The organism is Hyalangium ruber, assembly GCF_034259325.1.
GTDB classification, from domain to species: domain Bacteria; phylum Myxococcota; class Myxococcia; order Myxococcales; family Myxococcaceae; genus Hyalangium_A; species Hyalangium_A rubrum.
In genome coordinates this window covers 131,686-146,399 of sequence record NZ_JAXIVS010000021.1, presented here as the reverse complement: position 1 = coordinate 146,399, position 14,714 = coordinate 131,686, and the positions used below count along the sequence as shown (strand labels likewise).

Here is a 14,714-nt window from a genome sequence, read left to right as displayed (position 1 = left end):
GCCTTCCCCTCAACGCACCGTCACTGCACGGTCGCCCGGCCGAACGGCACCTCATTGCCTGCGCGCGCCCGCTCTTATCAAGCTCTGCTCATCCCATCGCAAACAGCCGACTTTGGATCAGGCCTGGCCTAGATCCTGGAGCGTTAAAACTGAGATCCGCTTACCAGTGCAGCGAAGGTGAACTTGGTGTGTCTGCTGTTGTTTTCGAAATTGTTGATGCCACATGCTTGACTGACTAGATTGTCTGCTGCGGTCCCGCTTTCTTGTTTCGCTGTCTTGTGGGTTTCTTTCTTGTGTTTTGTTTCTTAAGCGCCCTCTTGATGAAATCATATGCCAGGTTGCCTGTTACGCCGGAGGCAATCCAGCTAAGAATGTTGGAGATTATGTTGCCAGCTTCTACTTCAAGATGGGCGATTGAAGAGACGAATTGTGCCAGCCTCCGAGTGGCTCCTGAAAAGTGAAAAGTATATAGTAGAAAAGCCGCCCCCATCACGGGTACAGCAACTAGTAAATGCTTTAGCCAGGTGTCTCGGCGGACTCTGTCGGATAGAATGTGGACTACGAAGCCATAGTATAAAATTGCAGTGGCAAACAGAGCTGAGACAATCAAGTCTTGCCAAGTGTCTGTACTTGGTGGGCGGGTGAACCATCCGAGCACCATCCCAAGTACCCATAGCACGAAGGCTGGCAGAAAGAAGAGGAAGGTTGTGGTGTATAACTTGTGTAGCAGTTGTTTTTGTTCGGTCTGGTCCAGTCTAATGTTCTTGGTTTGGACGTCTTTCACAGGTTTTAGGTCCTCTCAGGCATTGGGCTGGTGATGCGAAATGAGAAAATGCCTTCTGCGTCGCTCTTAGGCACTGCCTCGAACTCCGGGCGGAGTCAGGGCACTAGCTCGTTACACGGGCTTCCTACTCGGCGTTATCTTCGTCGGTTTCGGTGTCAGGGGCTTCGCGCTCGAGCTGCTCGGCGATGGTCTGCACCTGCATCTCAGCCGCCTGGATCTTCCCGCGGCAGAGCGTGACGAGCTCGGCGGCTTCCTTCACCAGCCCTGAGAGATCGTCGACGTCGACTCGGTCTTCCTCGATCTCTCGCAGGATCTCCTCCAGACGTGCCGCGGCCTCGCCGTAAGAAGGCTCGCTCGTCGACCGCTTCTGCTTTGCCATGTCTCTGCCATGAGCCTTCTTCGTCGAGTGCTTGGGCTTTGCCATACGCCTATGTCTTCTCCGGACCTTCGGAGCGCATCCGCAGTGTGCCCCGTTTCAACTCGGCGGTGAGCGAGGTTCCGCTGGGTGCCTGCGCGGGATCCTTGAGGACCGCCCCCGTCTCCGTGCGCAAGATGGCGTACCCACGCTCCACCACGCGCCGTGGATCCAACAGGAGCAGGCGCCGTCTCCGCGCTTCGATACGCTCGCTTTCGAGCGCGAGCTGCCTGGAGGCGTACGGGCCCAACCGCGACGCGATCTCGTCGACTCGGCGCGACGCGGAGGAGAGCTCACGCCCTGCGCCCAGGTGCAGCCGCCGGGCTGCATCCCGAAGAGTCCGGGTCTTCTGCTCGAGCAGATCCTTGGCCGCGAGCGGGACATGGCGGGCCTGTTCCTCGAGTTCCGATGAGGTGCCATCGAGGATCTCCCTGGCGTGCTCGAGGATCTTTTGCAGGCGCGACTCGATCACTTCCCAGGACTTCAGGACACGATCGACGAGCAGGCGGGCGGCCGCTGTCGGGGTTTTGGCGCTCCTGCCCACGAAGTCGAGCAAAGACATGTCCCGCTCATGGCCGATTCCGACCACGACCGGGATGGGTAATGTCGCGACGGCCCGAGCGATGGCCTCCGAGTCGAACCACGCGAGATCCGTTCGCGAGCCGCCGCCCCGGCAGACGAGAAGGACATCGAACTCCGCGGCACGGGCTCGGAACCAGTCCAGCGCATTCAGGACCGAGGGCTCCGTCTGTCGTCCCTGGACACGCGCGCCATGAACCGTGACGTCGAAGGCGATCCCTGACTCCTCCAGTGTGCGCCGCACGTCATGGTAGGCGTCCGAGTCCAGGCTCGTCACGAGACCCACGCGCAGGGGGAGCAGGGTGATGGGCAACGCGCTGTTCCGCTCGAGGAGTCCTTCAGCGGCAAGCCGTCGGCGAAGCTCCTCCTGTCGCCGGGCTGCCTCTCCCAGCGTGTAGTCCAGGTCGAGATCCTCGATCACGAACTGGTACGAGCCCCAGGGAACGTAGAGATCGACGCGCCCGCGCACCCGGATCTGGATCTCGTCCTCGAGCTGAAAAGGGTTACCTGCCTTGGCGAGCCGCTTCTCGAGCTCTCGCAGTGTGTGCCCGAAGAGGACGGCCCTGAGCTTGGAGGATTCCTTTCCCCACTCATCTCGCTCGACGAGCTCGAAGCCGACGACACTCCTGTGGCGGGCCTTGTTGATCCCGGAGATCTCGCCCACGAGCCACAGGGAGTTTGGAAACGCCCTCTGGAGTGCCCCTTGGACCTTCACATTGAGCTGCGAGACGGTGAGGTCGGTCGTCGCGCCCACCTGCTTCTGTGGAGCGCCGGGCACGTGCTCACTCGTGTCGAAGACGAGTTCGCCGCCTCGTTCACGGTACAGGTGCTGCGTGTCCTCGCAGAAGTCGAACCCCTCGGCGTGCAGCTGGTCCACCACCGCCACCACGTTCTTCTCGGAAACCGACCAATGTTTTTCGATGCCGTTCCACTGGCGGGTGGGGAGCGTTTTGACGATGTCTACGAGCCTGCGATCGTAGGGAAAGCTGATCTGGAGCGCTCCGAGACCGTCCTTGGTGACCCGCCGACTCATCGGGTCACGTTATCACCGCAGGCGGGAGGCCTGCTTGGCCGCTTGAGCACGAGGTAGCTGGCCCAATCCGTATCGAGGCAGGCCCAGTGGGTCTATGCACCCGAAGGTTGTACGCAATTTGTACGTAACCGACTAAACGCCTGCGCACCCGCCCGAACGATTCAGCTCTCACTGAGGACCGACCGCAACCGCCCGTTTTCAAAGGGAAAAAGGTGGCGGTAGGGCATGAGAATCGAACTCACCAGGGACCGCTCTCGCGACCCCTCACCGGTTTTGAAGACCGGGCCGGCCACCAGATCCGGAGGCCCTACCATCGTTGATTTAGTGCCGAGTAAGCTGGGCGGCGTCAACGCCTGTCTCGCGGACTTCACTGCGGGAGTTATCCGCGCTGCGTCCCATGCTTCGCCCGATCGCTTGCTCACCTCGTTCATCTTCCTCGCTCCTGGGATTTGCTCTCGTGGCGCTCTGCTTTCTGGGGAGCCCGGCACGCGCGGCGTCTCAGCAGCCCTTTCGGGTAGGGCCTCCCGCCGACTGGGTGAAGCCGCTGTCGCTCCCCGCCAAGCCTGGCGCTTCCTCTCCGGGCGCTGAGGCGGCAGGCACCCTCTACCTCCTCTCGGACGAGCAGGTCCGGGTGACGGACAAGACGGTCCAGCGCTACCTCCACACGGCCCATCAGGTGCTCTCCACTGGGGGCGTGGAGGATGCCTCGAACGTCACCACCACGTTCGACCCGTCCTACCAGCGCCTCACCCTGCATGGGGTGTGGCGCATCCGCGACGGGCAGCGCCAGGACGTGCTGCGCCCCGCTGAGCTGAAGGTCATCCAGCAGGAGAACGAGCTTCAACTTCGGCTCTACAACGGCACGTTGTCCGTGGTGGCCTTCCTCCGTGACGTGCGCGTTGGAGACATCATCGAGGTCGCCTACACCCTCGAAGGCTCTAACTCCGTCTTCGGCGGGCGCTTCGCGGACACCGTGGACACGAGCTTCGGCGTCCCCGTGGTCCATTGGCGCTATCGCCTCCTGTGGCCCGAGAAGCGCTCCCTCTTCATGCGCGATCACGGCAACGTGGAGGCCCGCCGCACCGAGTCCCTCCGGGACGGCGTGCGCGAGCTCAGCTGGGAGCGCCAGGATGCTCCCCGTGTGGAGCGGGACGACGCGGTGCCTGCCTGGCACGACGTGTACCCCTGGATTCAGCTCAGTGAGTACGAGACCTGGGGCGAGGTGGCTCGATGGGCGTCCTCGCTCTTCCAGGTGACCACGCGCTCCAAGGAGCTGGAGCAGCAGGTGCAACTGCTCGCCAAGGAGCCCTCGACCGAGGCACGCTTCCTGGCCGCGCTCCGCTTCGTGCAGGACGAGGTGCGCTACCTCGGCATCGAGCTGGGGCCCAACACCCACCAGCCCTTCCCACCTCACGAGGTGCTCACCCGTCGCTTCGGAGACTGCAAGGACAAGTCCCTGCTGCTCGTCACGCTGCTCGCGGGGCTCGGCATCGAGGCGCGGCCCGCGCTGGTGAACACGTATCTCGAGCACGGCTTGGATGCCTGGCATCCCACGTCACGGGCCTTCGATCACGTCATCGTCCGCGCCACGGTCGACGGCCGCGAGTACTGGGTGGACCCCACGAGCACGCTGGAGCGCGGCCCGCTGGCAGGCTATGCGCCGCCCGAGTTCGCCCGGGCGCTCGTGGTGGACCCGGCGACCACGGCGCTGGTGGAGATCCCTCGGCCCCAGCTCAACGAGCCCACCACCGTTGTGGAAGAGACCTACCATGCGATGGATCGCTGGAAGGAAGGCACGCTCCGGGTCGTCACCACCCGCACCGGCTCCGATGCGAACCGGATGCGTCGGGAACTCGCCACCACGTCCATGGCGGACCTGTCCCGTAGCTACCTCAACTTCTACGCCAGGGTGGATCCGAAGATCCGTCAGGGCTCGCCCATGGCCGTCGAGGATGACGAGAAGCGCAACGTCCTCATCCTGCGCGAGCACTACGTCATCGATCGCTTCTGGGCCAACGGAGGGCGTCGGGATTTCGAGGGCGCCTTCATCGAAACCCAGCTCTGGGAGCCTGCCATCACCCGGCGGACCATGCCGCTGGCGATCCAGCACCCAGTGCATCTGCTCCACCGCATCACCCTGCATGGGCCGGATACCCTCGATGTCCGTTCCTCCCACTCCTCGGTGATGGGTCCCGCTTTCCGAGTCGACTTCGGGGTGGAGCCCCGTGGCTCGCGGCTCGTCCTGGACTATCGCTACCGCAGCCTTGCCTCGGTGGTGGAGCCTCAGCGCATCGAGGAGCACCTCAAGGCCGTTCGCTCCACCCGAGACCAGATCGGCTACTGGGTGAAGCTGGGGACCACCGCGAACCCAGGCGTCACTCGAGGAGAATACGATTCGCTCGGGTGCGTGGCGGTGTCCGTGGTGCTGCTGGTCTGCCTCGCGTTCGTCGTCCTTCCGCGCAGCCCGAGAGCCCTCTGGGGCCAGTTGCGCGCGCGGCTCCGCAAGCGAGCCTTCGTGCGCAAGTTGGTGTCGTCCGCCGGAGACACCGCGCAGTCGGCCATCCCCATCTCGGGACCCGAGGCGCTGAGGGCCTCGCTCCGAAAGCAGCGCTGCGACTGTGGCGCGGGAGGACCGGACCCATTGGCGCCCCTGCGCCATGAGGCCATCGTCTTCGGAGAGCGGCACCTGACGCTGGTGCAGTGGCGCTGCCCGAGCTGTTCCCAGGAGCGCCGCGTGTACTTCGAGGACACGGTCTCCCGGGCGGCGTGAGGCGGGCAGGGCGCGTCAGTCCAGCCCGCGCTCCCACAGGTCGTCCTCGTCGAGCCCCACCAGGTGCCCCACCTCGTGCATCACGGTGATGCCGATCTGCTCGATGAGCTCTTCCCGCGTCTTCGCGAAGCGCTCCAGGTTCTTCTGGTACAGCACGATTGACGCCGGGAAGTGATCGTACGCGTTCGTCACGCTCCGCTCGCCCACCGGCGTGCCCCGGAACACCCCCAGGATGCACGGCGACAGGGCAGGGGACTGGCTCATCAGGTCATCGTCCGACGGAATGTCCTCCACCGAGATCGTGACGTTGTCCAGGTAGCCCTTCACGTGCTCGGGCAGCGCCTTCACCGCCGCCTCCAGCGCCCGGTCGAACTCCTCCTCCGACAGCTCCACCGGCGGAGGGAACTCCTCCGGCACCAGCGTCTGCGCCTTCGCGAACCGCTTCTTCGCCTCGCGCGCATCCCCGCGCCGCTCCGCCATCAGCCCCAGGTAGTGGTGCGCCCACGCTTCGTCCGGCGCGTCCTTCAGCACCCGCTCGAACGCGCCTTGCGCCTCCGCGAAGCGGCACAGCTCGAACAGGGCGATTCCCCGCTCCACCAGCGCGTCCACCGAGCGCGGCATGTGCTCCAGCGCCGCGTCCAGGCTCGCGAGGGCCTGCGCACACTCGCCCAGCTGGTTCAGCCCCATGCCCTCCAGGAGGAGGAATTCGTACACCAGCTCCACATCGTCCGCGCGCTGCGCCAGCTTCCGGCCTCGCACGCACAGCCCGAGCCCGTCCTCCACCGCCTCGCGGTCCTCGCCCATCCGACAGACGAGGAAGTCCGCCGCGCTCATGAGGAGCTCCAGATCGTCCGGGCTGGTGTGCAGCGCCTGCTGATAGGCCTGCGCCGCGTCCTCGAAACGCTCCAGCTCCACCAGGGCCGCGGCCTTGTAGTGCAGCGCCTCCGCCAGCGCGGGTGCCTGCGTCAGCAGCGCCTCTACCTGCTCCAGGGCCCCGGAGAAGTCCTCCGACTCGAAGGCATTCGCCACCGCCTCCAGCCGCGCTTCCCAGTCCCCCGGCCCGGCTCGCTTCCCCATCAGCTTCCCCATATCGGCGGCCACATATGAGAGCCCCCGAGTGCGTTGTCAACGCGGGGAGCGGTTGTTACCTTCGATCCTTCCCAGGCGGTCGGCACTCTCGTGAACATCCTCGTCGTCGATGATGATTGGAACCTGTGTACTGGCCTCTCCCACTTCCTGGAGCGGCAGGGGTACACGGTCTACTCCGCGGCAGATGCCCTGCAGGCCCTGGACGTGTTGGAGCGCGAACCCATCGGCCTCGTCATCACCGACTACCTCATGCCCCACGTGGACGGCATCCGCTTCACCGAGATGCTCAAGGCCGACGAGCGCTTCAAGTCGATTCCCGTGCTCCTCATCACCGCCTCCGTTGACGGCACCGTCACCGACCAGGGCATGCGCAAAGGTGTGGCCCTGACCCTGCAGAAGCCCGTGGACATGAGCCAACTGCTCAACCTCGTGCGCTTCGCCGAGTAGCCCCGCAGGCCCTCCAGCCGTCCTGCCGCGCACACGCACGATGTTCCGTGTTGACAACCCCGGGCCGGCCCTTATTTTGGCGCTCGCCATGGCCGAGTGCTAACGGCCCGAGAATTCCATTCCCCAGTAATTCCAGGAGGTTGCGATGGCAGCGAAGGAGATTTTCTTCCACCAGTCCGCGCGCGAGGCGATTCTGCGCGGTGTTCGGATCCTGTCGGACGCGGTGGCCGTGACGCTGGGCCCCAAGGGCCGCAACGTGGTCATCGAGAAGAGCTTCGGCTCGCCCACGGTCACCAAGGACGGCGTCACCGTCGCCAAGGAGATCGATCTCGAGAACAAGTTCGAGAACATGGGCGCGCAGATGGTGAAGGAGGTTGCCAGCAAGACCTCCGACAAGGCCGGTGACGGCACCACCACCGCCACGGTGCTTGCCCGCGCCATCTACGAGGAGGGCCTCAAGCTCGTAGCCGCCGGCCACAACCCGATGGACCTCAAGCGCGGCATCGACAAGGCCGTCGAGACCGTCGTGGCCGAGCTCAAGAAGCTGTCCAAGCCCACCACCGACAAGAAGGCCATCGCCCAGGTGGGCACCATCTCCGCCAACGGCGACGAGAACATCGGCACCATCATCGCCGACGCCATGGAGAAGGTGGGCAAGGAGGGCGTCATCACCGTCGAGGAGGCCAAGGGCCTGGAGACCACCCTCGACGTGGTGGAGGGCATGCAGTTCGACCGCGGCTACGTCTCGCCGTACTTCGTGACGAACCGCGAGCGCATGGAAGTGGTGATGGAGGACCCCTACATCCTCATCAGCGAGAAGAAGGTCTCGTCGATGCAGGACATGATCCCCATCCTCGAGCAGGTGGCGCGCTCGGGTAAGCCGCTGCTCATCATCGCCGACGAGGTGGAGGGCGAGGCCCTGGCCACCCTGGTGGTGAACAAGATCCGCGGCGTGCTCAACGTGGCCGCGGTGAAGGCGCCGGGCTTCGGCGACCGCCGCAAGGAGATGCTCAAGGACATCGCCACCCTCACCGGCGGCATGGTGGTCAGCGAGGACCTGGGCCACAAGTACGAGAACCTCACCCTCAATGACCTCGGCCGCGCCAAGCGCCTCACGATCGACAAGGACAACACCACGATCGTCGACGGCGCCGGCAAGAAGAGCGACATCGAGGGCCGCATCAAGCTCATCCGCTCGCAGATCGAGTCGGTCACCAGCGACTACGATCGCGAGAAGCTCCAGGAGCGCCTGGCCAAGCTCGTGGGCGGCGTGGCCGTCATCAACGTGGGCGCCGCCACCGAGACCGAGATGAAGGAGAAGAAGGCTCGCGTGGAGGACGCGCTGCACGCTACCCGCGCGGCCGTGGAGGAGGGCATCGTCCCCGGCGGCGGCGTGGCCTACCTGCGCACCCTGGCCGCGCTGGACAAGCTGAAGCTCGGCGGCGAGCAGGACTTCGGCGTGGAGATCATCAAGCGGGCCCTCACCGAGCCGCTCCGGAAGATCGCCAGCAACGCGGGCCTCGAGGGCGCCGTGGTCATCAACAAGGTCAAGGACGGCACCGGCGCGTTCGGCTACAACGCCCGCACCGAGGTCTACGAGGATCTGGAGAAGGCCGGCGTCATCGACCCGACGAAGGTGGAGCGCACCGCGCTGCAGAACGCGGCCTCCGTCGCCTCGCTGCTGCTGACCACCGAGGCCATGGTGGCCGAGCGCCCGAAGAAGAAGGCCAAGGGCGGCGCTGGCGCCGGCGGCGGCATGCCGGACTACGGCGGCGACGACATGGACTACTGAGCCGACAGGCTCACCTGGGACGGCCGGTTGGAGTTCGGCTATCCCGCTCGGCCCCGAGTCGCCTCGCTTGCGAGGCCTCGGGGCCGTCTCTTTTTCAGGGGATGCCCAGCTTCAGGGCGCGCGACAGCTCGCGGCTGAGCGCCGGCACGTCGAACAGCAGCCGGGGCAGGCACGCCACCGCGCCCGCCCGGAGCGAGTCCAGCGTCGTCTCCATGGTCAGGTGCTCGACCAGGACGATGAAGGGCGCGCCTTGGGCCAGCGCCTTGCTCAGCTCCAGCGCCTTGCGCCCATGCGCGGGCGCGAAGTCCCAGCTGACGATGACCGCTCGGGGCGGATCCAGGGCCACCACCTCCAGCGAGGTGATGACGCGCGTCTCCAGCCCCAGCCGGGTGATGGCCTCGCTGATGGTGCGCGCGGAGGTGGGGTTGTCGTCGATGATGTCCACGCGCTTGCCCACGGTGGGGCGGGGCTGGGGCGGCGGGGCCGAGAGCGCGGTGCGGATGAGGTTGCGCACCTGGCGGATGTCGTCGAAGGGCTTGAGCAGGTAGTCGATGATGCCCAGCTCCAGCGCCTCCTGCGTGGTGCTCAGCGACGGGTAGCCCGTCATCAGGATGAAGCGCGCCCCGGGGGTCTTCCTTCGCACCTGCTGGGCCAGCGCCAGCCCGGAGATGCCCGGCAGGTTCTTGTCGGTGACGATGAGGTCCACCTCCTGCGAGCGCAGCATCTCCAGGGCCTCTTCGCCCGAGCCCGCCTCGAGCACCTCGCACTCGGTGCTCATCAGGTCCTTGAAGACCATGCGGATGATGCTCTCGTCATCGACGATGAGCACCCGCTTGCGCTCGGGGGGCGGGGCCGCCTCGACGGCGGCGGGGAAGACGATGCGGAACACGGTGGCCGGCGGCGGCTGATCCGGCAGCGCGCTGGAGGGCGCCAGGGTGATCTGCGCGCGGTGCTCCTGGGCAATGCGCCGGCACACCGCCAGGCCCAGGCCCGTGCCGCGTTTGCTGTTGGAGACGTAGGGCTCGAAGATCCGGTCGCGCAGCTCCGGCGGAATGCCCGGCCCCCAGTCGGCCACGTACATGACGGGGGAGGTGCCCTCGGTGGTGATGAGCACCTTGATGCGGCCGCGGCCGGACATGGCGTCGCGCGCGTTGTTGAGCAGATTGAGGGTGAGCTGCTCCAGCAGGCGGGCGTTGCCCAGGACGGTGATCTGCTCGGGGGCCTCGACCTCGAGCGAGATGCGGGCCGAGTCCGGGTTGAGCGAGAAGAGCTTGGCGGCGGCCCACGCGGCGGTGGCCAGCGCGAGTCGGTGCTGGGGCGCGGGCCGATCGCTGGAGAGCCGCACGAAGTCGGAGATGATCTGCTCCATGCGCTCGACCTGCGCCAGGAGCAGCTTCAGCGGGCCCGTGGGCCCGGAGCTCTCGGCGAGCAGCTGGGCGTAGGCCTTCACGCCGAGCAGCGGCTGGCGCAGCTCATGAAGCACCTCGGCGGCCAGCTGGGTCGAGCCCGCACCGGAGCGTTGGAGGGCCGCGGCCGCGGCCCTCGCTGCCGTCAAGTCACCCACCTCCAAGGCCTGCAGGAGGTGGACGAGCGGTGCGGGAGTCTCCATGCCCCGAGAGCATGGCGGAGCCTGTGTCCGTGTGCAACGCACAGTCGCGGATTCCGTTGACCCGGAGCCTGACCGTGCGGATGCTTCGGGCCGGAGGCTGACATGCCGCAGACCAACCCGTTCCATTCCCTGGTGCCCCGCAAGCTCTCCGACTCCGAGCTGGCACGCTCCATCCGCCTCAACATCGAGGCGGAGCTGGATGCCATCAACCTCTATGCCGCCCACATCGAGGCCACGGACAACGAGGAGGCCAAGGCCATCCTCCAGCACGTGATGGACGAGGAGCGGGAGCACGCCGCGCTCTTCTGGCAGCTCATCGCCCGGCTGGACCCGTCCCAGGCCCACCACGACCGCGACGCCTCGGAGAAGTACCGGCTCATCACCTCCGGCGCCCCGCACGAGGCGGTGGAGTCGGTGGGCAAGGAGGGTGGGGCGACGGCGGAAGATGCGCCGCTGCCCAAGCGGATGACGGTGGGCAGCCTGCGGCGCTGAGGCCGGGAGAGGGGCCTAGCCCGCCGCCTTGCGCTCGGCGGGCGGGGCCTCCAGGTCCATCGCTGCCATATAGACAACATTTCGCGTGCCGCGCTTGCCCCGGTACATGGCGCGGTCGGCCATGTCGAGCAGCGCCATCTTGTCGCGGGCGTGCTCGGGGAAGCTGGCCACGCCCACGCAGGTGGTGAGCGAGAGCGCCAACCCCTCGCGCGGCGTGAAGCGGTGGCTCTCCATGGTGCGGCGGATTCGCTCGGCCACCTTGAGGGCGCCGCCCGAGTCGGTGCCGCGCAGCAGCACCACGTACTCATCACCGCCGTAGCGCACCACCACGTCGCGGTCGCGCACGCAGCCCTTGAGCACTCGGCCCACCTCCACCAGCAGCTTGGAGCCCACCAGGTGCCCGTGCGTGTCGTTCACGGCCTTGAAGTGGTCCAGGTCCATGAAGAGCAGGCTGAAGCACGTCTGCGCCTGCTGGGCGCTCTTCACCTCGCGGTCCAGCACCATGTGCAGGTAGCGCGTGTTGTAGAGGTGGGTGAGATCGTCCATGTAGGCCAGATCCTCCACCTCGGCGAAGCGCCCCATGTTGCGCAGCGCCAGCGCGTAGTGGCGCGACAGGTAGCCGACCACCTCGGGCACGTTCTCCGGCGGCGCACTGGAGAAGAAGAGGACGATGTGGCCGTGTACCCCCTCGCCGTCGCTGGCGGGGAAGGCGAGCACGTGCGTGTGCGAGCAGGGCAGCCCTTCCAGCGCTCGCGCGGTGCGCACCTCGCGCAGCTGCGAGGCGAGCACCGGGGAGAGCGTGGCCACCTCCTCCGGCTGCAGTCCGCTCGAGCCGTGCAGCCGCAGGCTGAAGCCGTCGCGCATCAGCAGCATCACCGCGCTGGCGAACGTCTGCCCCTCCAGCGCGCTGCACGCGGTGAGGGTGAGCCGCTCGCGGTCCAGCGTGGTGGCGATGCGCTGTCCCATCTCCAGCAGCGAGACGTACTGGCGCAGCGAGGCGTTCTCGCGGAGCAAGTCCCGCGTGGTGAGGGCGCGGCGCACCGCATGCTGCAAGGCCTCCGGCGCCACCGGCTTCACCAGGTACTCGGCCGCGCCGCTCTTGATGGCGCGCACGGCGGGGTCCACCTTGTCCAGGCCGGTGATGACCACCACCTCGGTACCGGGGTAGCGCTCCTTGGTGTAGCGGAGCACCTCCATGCCGTCGGCGCCTGGGAGGATCAGATCCGTCACCACCGCGTCGAAGGGCGCGCTGGCCAGCGCCTCCTGGGCCTCCTCCAGGCCACCTACGGCTGTGACGGAGTGTCCGGCCGCGCCGAGGTAGTCCCCGTACAGCGTCCGGGCCATCTTTTCGTCGTCGACGAGAAGGATGCGCGCCATTGCTTTTCGGCTTTAGCATCATTGATAGGAGGCCTGCTAGCCTCCCTCCCCGTGGCTCCTTTCGAAAGCGGACGACGGCTGTGTCTGCTGGTGGAGGCGGGTGCGACGCGCTACGCCATCGAGGCGACCTCCGTCATGGAGGTTGCCCTGCCGGGCAGTGATGGCACCAGCCTGCGGGGCATGCTCGAGGTGAAGGACCTCTCTTCGCTCCTGGGAGGCAGCCCCGAGACGGTGATGGGCATGGTGGTGGTGCTGGATGTGAGTCCCACACTGGCGGTGCGGGTGCGCTCGGTGGTCGAGGTGGCGGACGTGGCCCAGGCCCCCTTCTTCCTCCTGCCTGCCGGGCTGGGGGACACCCTGGCGCCCCTGAGCCGGGGCGCGGTCCTCCATAAGGAGCGGCTCTACCTGGAGCTCATCGCCGAGGCACTGCCCCAGCGGGTCGGCCCCCGAGGCCCTTCATCTCCTCCGAGGCCCGTCCTGCTCGCGGAGCGTCCCCCTGAGCGGGCGCTCATCCTCGAATCCCAGGGGCGGCTGTTCGGGCTGCCGCTGGCGCTCGTCTCCCAGGTGGTCACTCAGGGAGAAGCCTTCAGCATGTTGCCGGTTCAGAGCGGTTCGGTGGCGGGCGTCTTTCCCCATGCGCAGATTCTCTGGCCCATCTACTCGGCGCCAGCGATGCTCGGCGCACCCATTCAGGTGGAGCCCTTCTTCGTGTTGACGGAGCTTGCGGGACAGAACGTAGGGTGGTGTGCCACGCGGGTGCTGGGCGTACGCCAGCAGTTCGAGCCCGCGGAGGGGCGCGGCGAGTTCTCCTCGCCGGGATTGCCTGGCCCCGTGCTCTTCCTGGACGTGCAGCACATGTTTTCTTGATCGGTCTGGAGCGCAAACCCTAAGCTGCCCCGATTGACAGCGGGGTGTATTGCGTTTCCAGACCCCCCGTTTCCTCAACGAATTCTGGGGGTTGATTCCCCCGAGGCCCGACACCGATGCCCAAGAATCTGCTGGTCGCCGACGACTCGCTCACCATCCGCAAGGTCATTGGGATGATCTTCGCGACCGAGGACTTCCAGGTGACCGCGGTGGACAACGGGTTGGATGCGATCTCCCGCGCCCGCGAGCTGCGTCCGGACGTGATCCTCGCCGACGTGATGATGCCGGGAAAGAGCGGCTACGAGGTGTGCGAGGCCGTAAAGAACGACCCGTCCACCCAGCACATCCCCGTGCTCCTGCTGGCTGGCACCTTCGAGGCCTTCGACGAGAACCGCGCGCGGGCCGCCCGGGCCGATGATCACGTCACCAAGCCCTTCGAGAGCCAGGTGCTCCTCGACAAGGTGAAGGCGATGGTGGGCCAGAAGTCGAACACCATGCCGGCCTCGGCCGCCACGCAGGTGACTCGGCCCGCCGCCGCGCCTCCGGGACCCGCCGCTCCGCCTCCCGCCGCCGCAGGGGCTCCTCGTCCTCCGGGGCCGGGAGTGCCGCCGGGTGCGCGTCCTCCGGGGCCGGGTATGCCACCGGGACCGGGCGTGCCGCCGGGCGCGCGTCCTCCGGGGCCGGGCATGCCGCCGGGGCCGGGCATGGCGCGTCCTCCAGGGCCGGGCATGCCGCCGGGACCGGGCGTGCCGCCGGGTGCGCGTCCTCCAGGGCCGGGCATGCCGCCGGGGCCGGGAGTGCCGCCGGGCGCGCGTCCTCCGGGGCCGGGCATGCCGCCGGGACCGGGCATGGCGCGTCCTCCAGGGCCGGGCATGCCGCCGGGACCGGGCGTGCCGCCGGGCGCGCGTCCTCCGGGACCGGGCGTGCCGCCTGCGCCGGGTGCGCGTCCTCCAGGGCCGGGCATGCCGCCGGGACCGGGCATGGCGCGTCCTCCGGGGCCTGGGATTCCTCCCGCGCCGGGTGCCGGTGGCCTGCCGCGTCCGCCCGCGGGCGCGGGCCTGCCCGCCGCTACGCCGCCGGGTGCTCAGCCGAGGGGGCGCGATCCCTTCGGGCTCGGGGCTCCCGCGCCGCAGGCCGCGCCGCAGCCTCGCCAGGCTCAGGCCATCTCCATTGAAGACTCCCTGCCGGAGCCCAGCGGCGCGGAGGAGATCTCCCTCGACATGGGGACTCCCCAGGCAGCGGCGCGTCCGGCCGCGGATGGTGGAGAGGCCCAGCTGCGTGCGGCGCTCTCGAAGGCCTCCCGAGAGGTCATCGAGAAGATCGCCTGGGAAGTGGTACCGCAGCTCGCCGAGACGATCATCCGCGAGGAGCTGGAGCGGCTGATCAAGGACCGAGAGACCCAGCACTGAGTTGCTGAACCCGACCCGATTCCCGATTCCCTGCCGGCCCGCGGGGCCGGC

General features: G+C 67.3%; 12 protein-coding genes and 1 tRNA gene. 6 read left to right on the top strand and 7 right to left on the bottom strand.

Translation table 11 applies throughout. The features are described from left to right. Positions 1-235: 235 nt before the first annotated feature. The 4 genes from SYV04_RS39880 to SYV04_RS39865 form a co-directional block, all read right to left on the bottom strand. A complete protein-coding gene (locus SYV04_RS39880; protein WP_321551324.1) occupies positions 236-784 on the bottom strand; it encodes a hypothetical protein in 549 nt (182 codons plus the stop codon). A 124-nt stretch (positions 785-908) separates the two neighbouring features. Beyond that, positions 909-1,208, bottom strand: coding sequence for an exodeoxyribonuclease VII small subunit (gene xseB / locus SYV04_RS39875; RefSeq protein WP_321551323.1), 300 nt, complete (start codon positions 1,206-1,208; stop codon positions 909-911). Between the two features lie 4 nt (positions 1,209-1,212). Then, on the bottom strand, positions 1,213-2,811 hold the full coding sequence (xseA, locus tag SYV04_RS39870; protein ID WP_321551322.1) for an exodeoxyribonuclease VII large subunit: 1,599 nt from the start codon (positions 2,809-2,811) through the stop codon (positions 1,213-1,215). A 213-nt stretch (positions 2,812-3,024) separates the two neighbouring features. Further along, a tRNA-Sec gene (locus SYV04_RS39865) sits at positions 3,025-3,123 on the bottom strand. A 145-nt stretch (positions 3,124-3,268) separates the two neighbouring features. Between SYV04_RS39865 and SYV04_RS39860 the strand changes: the two genes are divergently transcribed. Continuing rightward, positions 3,269-5,581, top strand: a complete 2,313-nt coding sequence (locus SYV04_RS39860) for a DUF3857 domain-containing protein (RefSeq protein ID WP_321551321.1) — start codon at positions 3,269-3,271, stop codon at positions 5,579-5,581. A gap of 15 nt (positions 5,582-5,596) precedes the next feature. Here the strand turns inward: SYV04_RS39860 and SYV04_RS39855 are convergent, their stop codons facing one another. Next, complete coding sequence (locus tag SYV04_RS39855; RefSeq protein ID WP_321551320.1) at positions 5,597-6,670, bottom strand: metallopeptidase family protein; 1,074 nt, start codon at positions 6,668-6,670, stop codon at positions 5,597-5,599. 90 nt (positions 6,671-6,760) lie between these two features. On the opposite strand from SYV04_RS39855, the gene SYV04_RS39850 reads away from it, so the two are divergent. After that, positions 6,761-7,117, top strand: coding sequence for a response regulator (locus SYV04_RS39850; protein ID WP_321551319.1), 357 nt, complete (start codon positions 6,761-6,763; stop codon positions 7,115-7,117). Between the two features lie 145 nt (positions 7,118-7,262). Beyond that, positions 7,263-8,909 (top strand): chaperonin GroEL, encoded by a 1,647-nt coding sequence (gene groL / locus SYV04_RS39845; RefSeq protein WP_321551318.1) that lies wholly within the window; start codon positions 7,263-7,265, stop codon positions 8,907-8,909. A gap of 94 nt (positions 8,910-9,003) precedes the next feature. On the opposite strand, the gene sinK is transcribed toward groL, so the two are convergent. Next, the gene (gene sinK / locus SYV04_RS39840; RefSeq protein WP_321551327.1) at positions 9,004-10,473 is read right to left on the bottom strand and encodes a hybrid histidine protein kinase/response regulator SinK; all 1,470 of its coding nucleotides are present in this window, start codon (positions 10,471-10,473) and stop codon (positions 9,004-9,006) included. 147 nt (positions 10,474-10,620) lie between these two features. On the opposite strand from sinK, the gene SYV04_RS39835 reads away from it, so the two are divergent. After that, positions 10,621-11,010, top strand: a complete 390-nt coding sequence (locus SYV04_RS39835; RefSeq protein WP_321551317.1) for a demethoxyubiquinone hydroxylase family protein — start codon at positions 10,621-10,623, stop codon at positions 11,008-11,010. Positions 11,011-11,025: 15 nt separating this feature from the next. Here SYV04_RS39835 and SYV04_RS39830 read toward each other — a convergent pair whose 3' ends face one another. Next, positions 11,026-12,387 (bottom strand): GGDEF domain-containing protein, encoded by a 1,362-nt coding sequence (locus SYV04_RS39830; protein ID WP_321551316.1) that lies wholly within the window; start codon positions 12,385-12,387, stop codon positions 11,026-11,028. Between the two features lie 51 nt (positions 12,388-12,438). Here SYV04_RS39830 and SYV04_RS39825 point away from each other — a divergent pair, with 51 nt between their 5' ends. Together SYV04_RS39825 and SYV04_RS39820 are read left to right on the top strand one after the other, a co-directional pair. Next, positions 12,439-13,254, top strand: a complete 816-nt coding sequence (locus tag SYV04_RS39825) for a chemotaxis protein CheW (protein WP_321551315.1) — start codon at positions 12,439-12,441, stop codon at positions 13,252-13,254. Positions 13,255-13,370: 116 nt separating this feature from the next. Next, positions 13,371-14,663, top strand: coding sequence for a response regulator (locus tag SYV04_RS39820; RefSeq protein ID WP_321551314.1), 1,293 nt, complete (start codon positions 13,371-13,373; stop codon positions 14,661-14,663). The last annotated feature ends 51 nt before the right edge of the window (positions 14,664-14,714 follow it).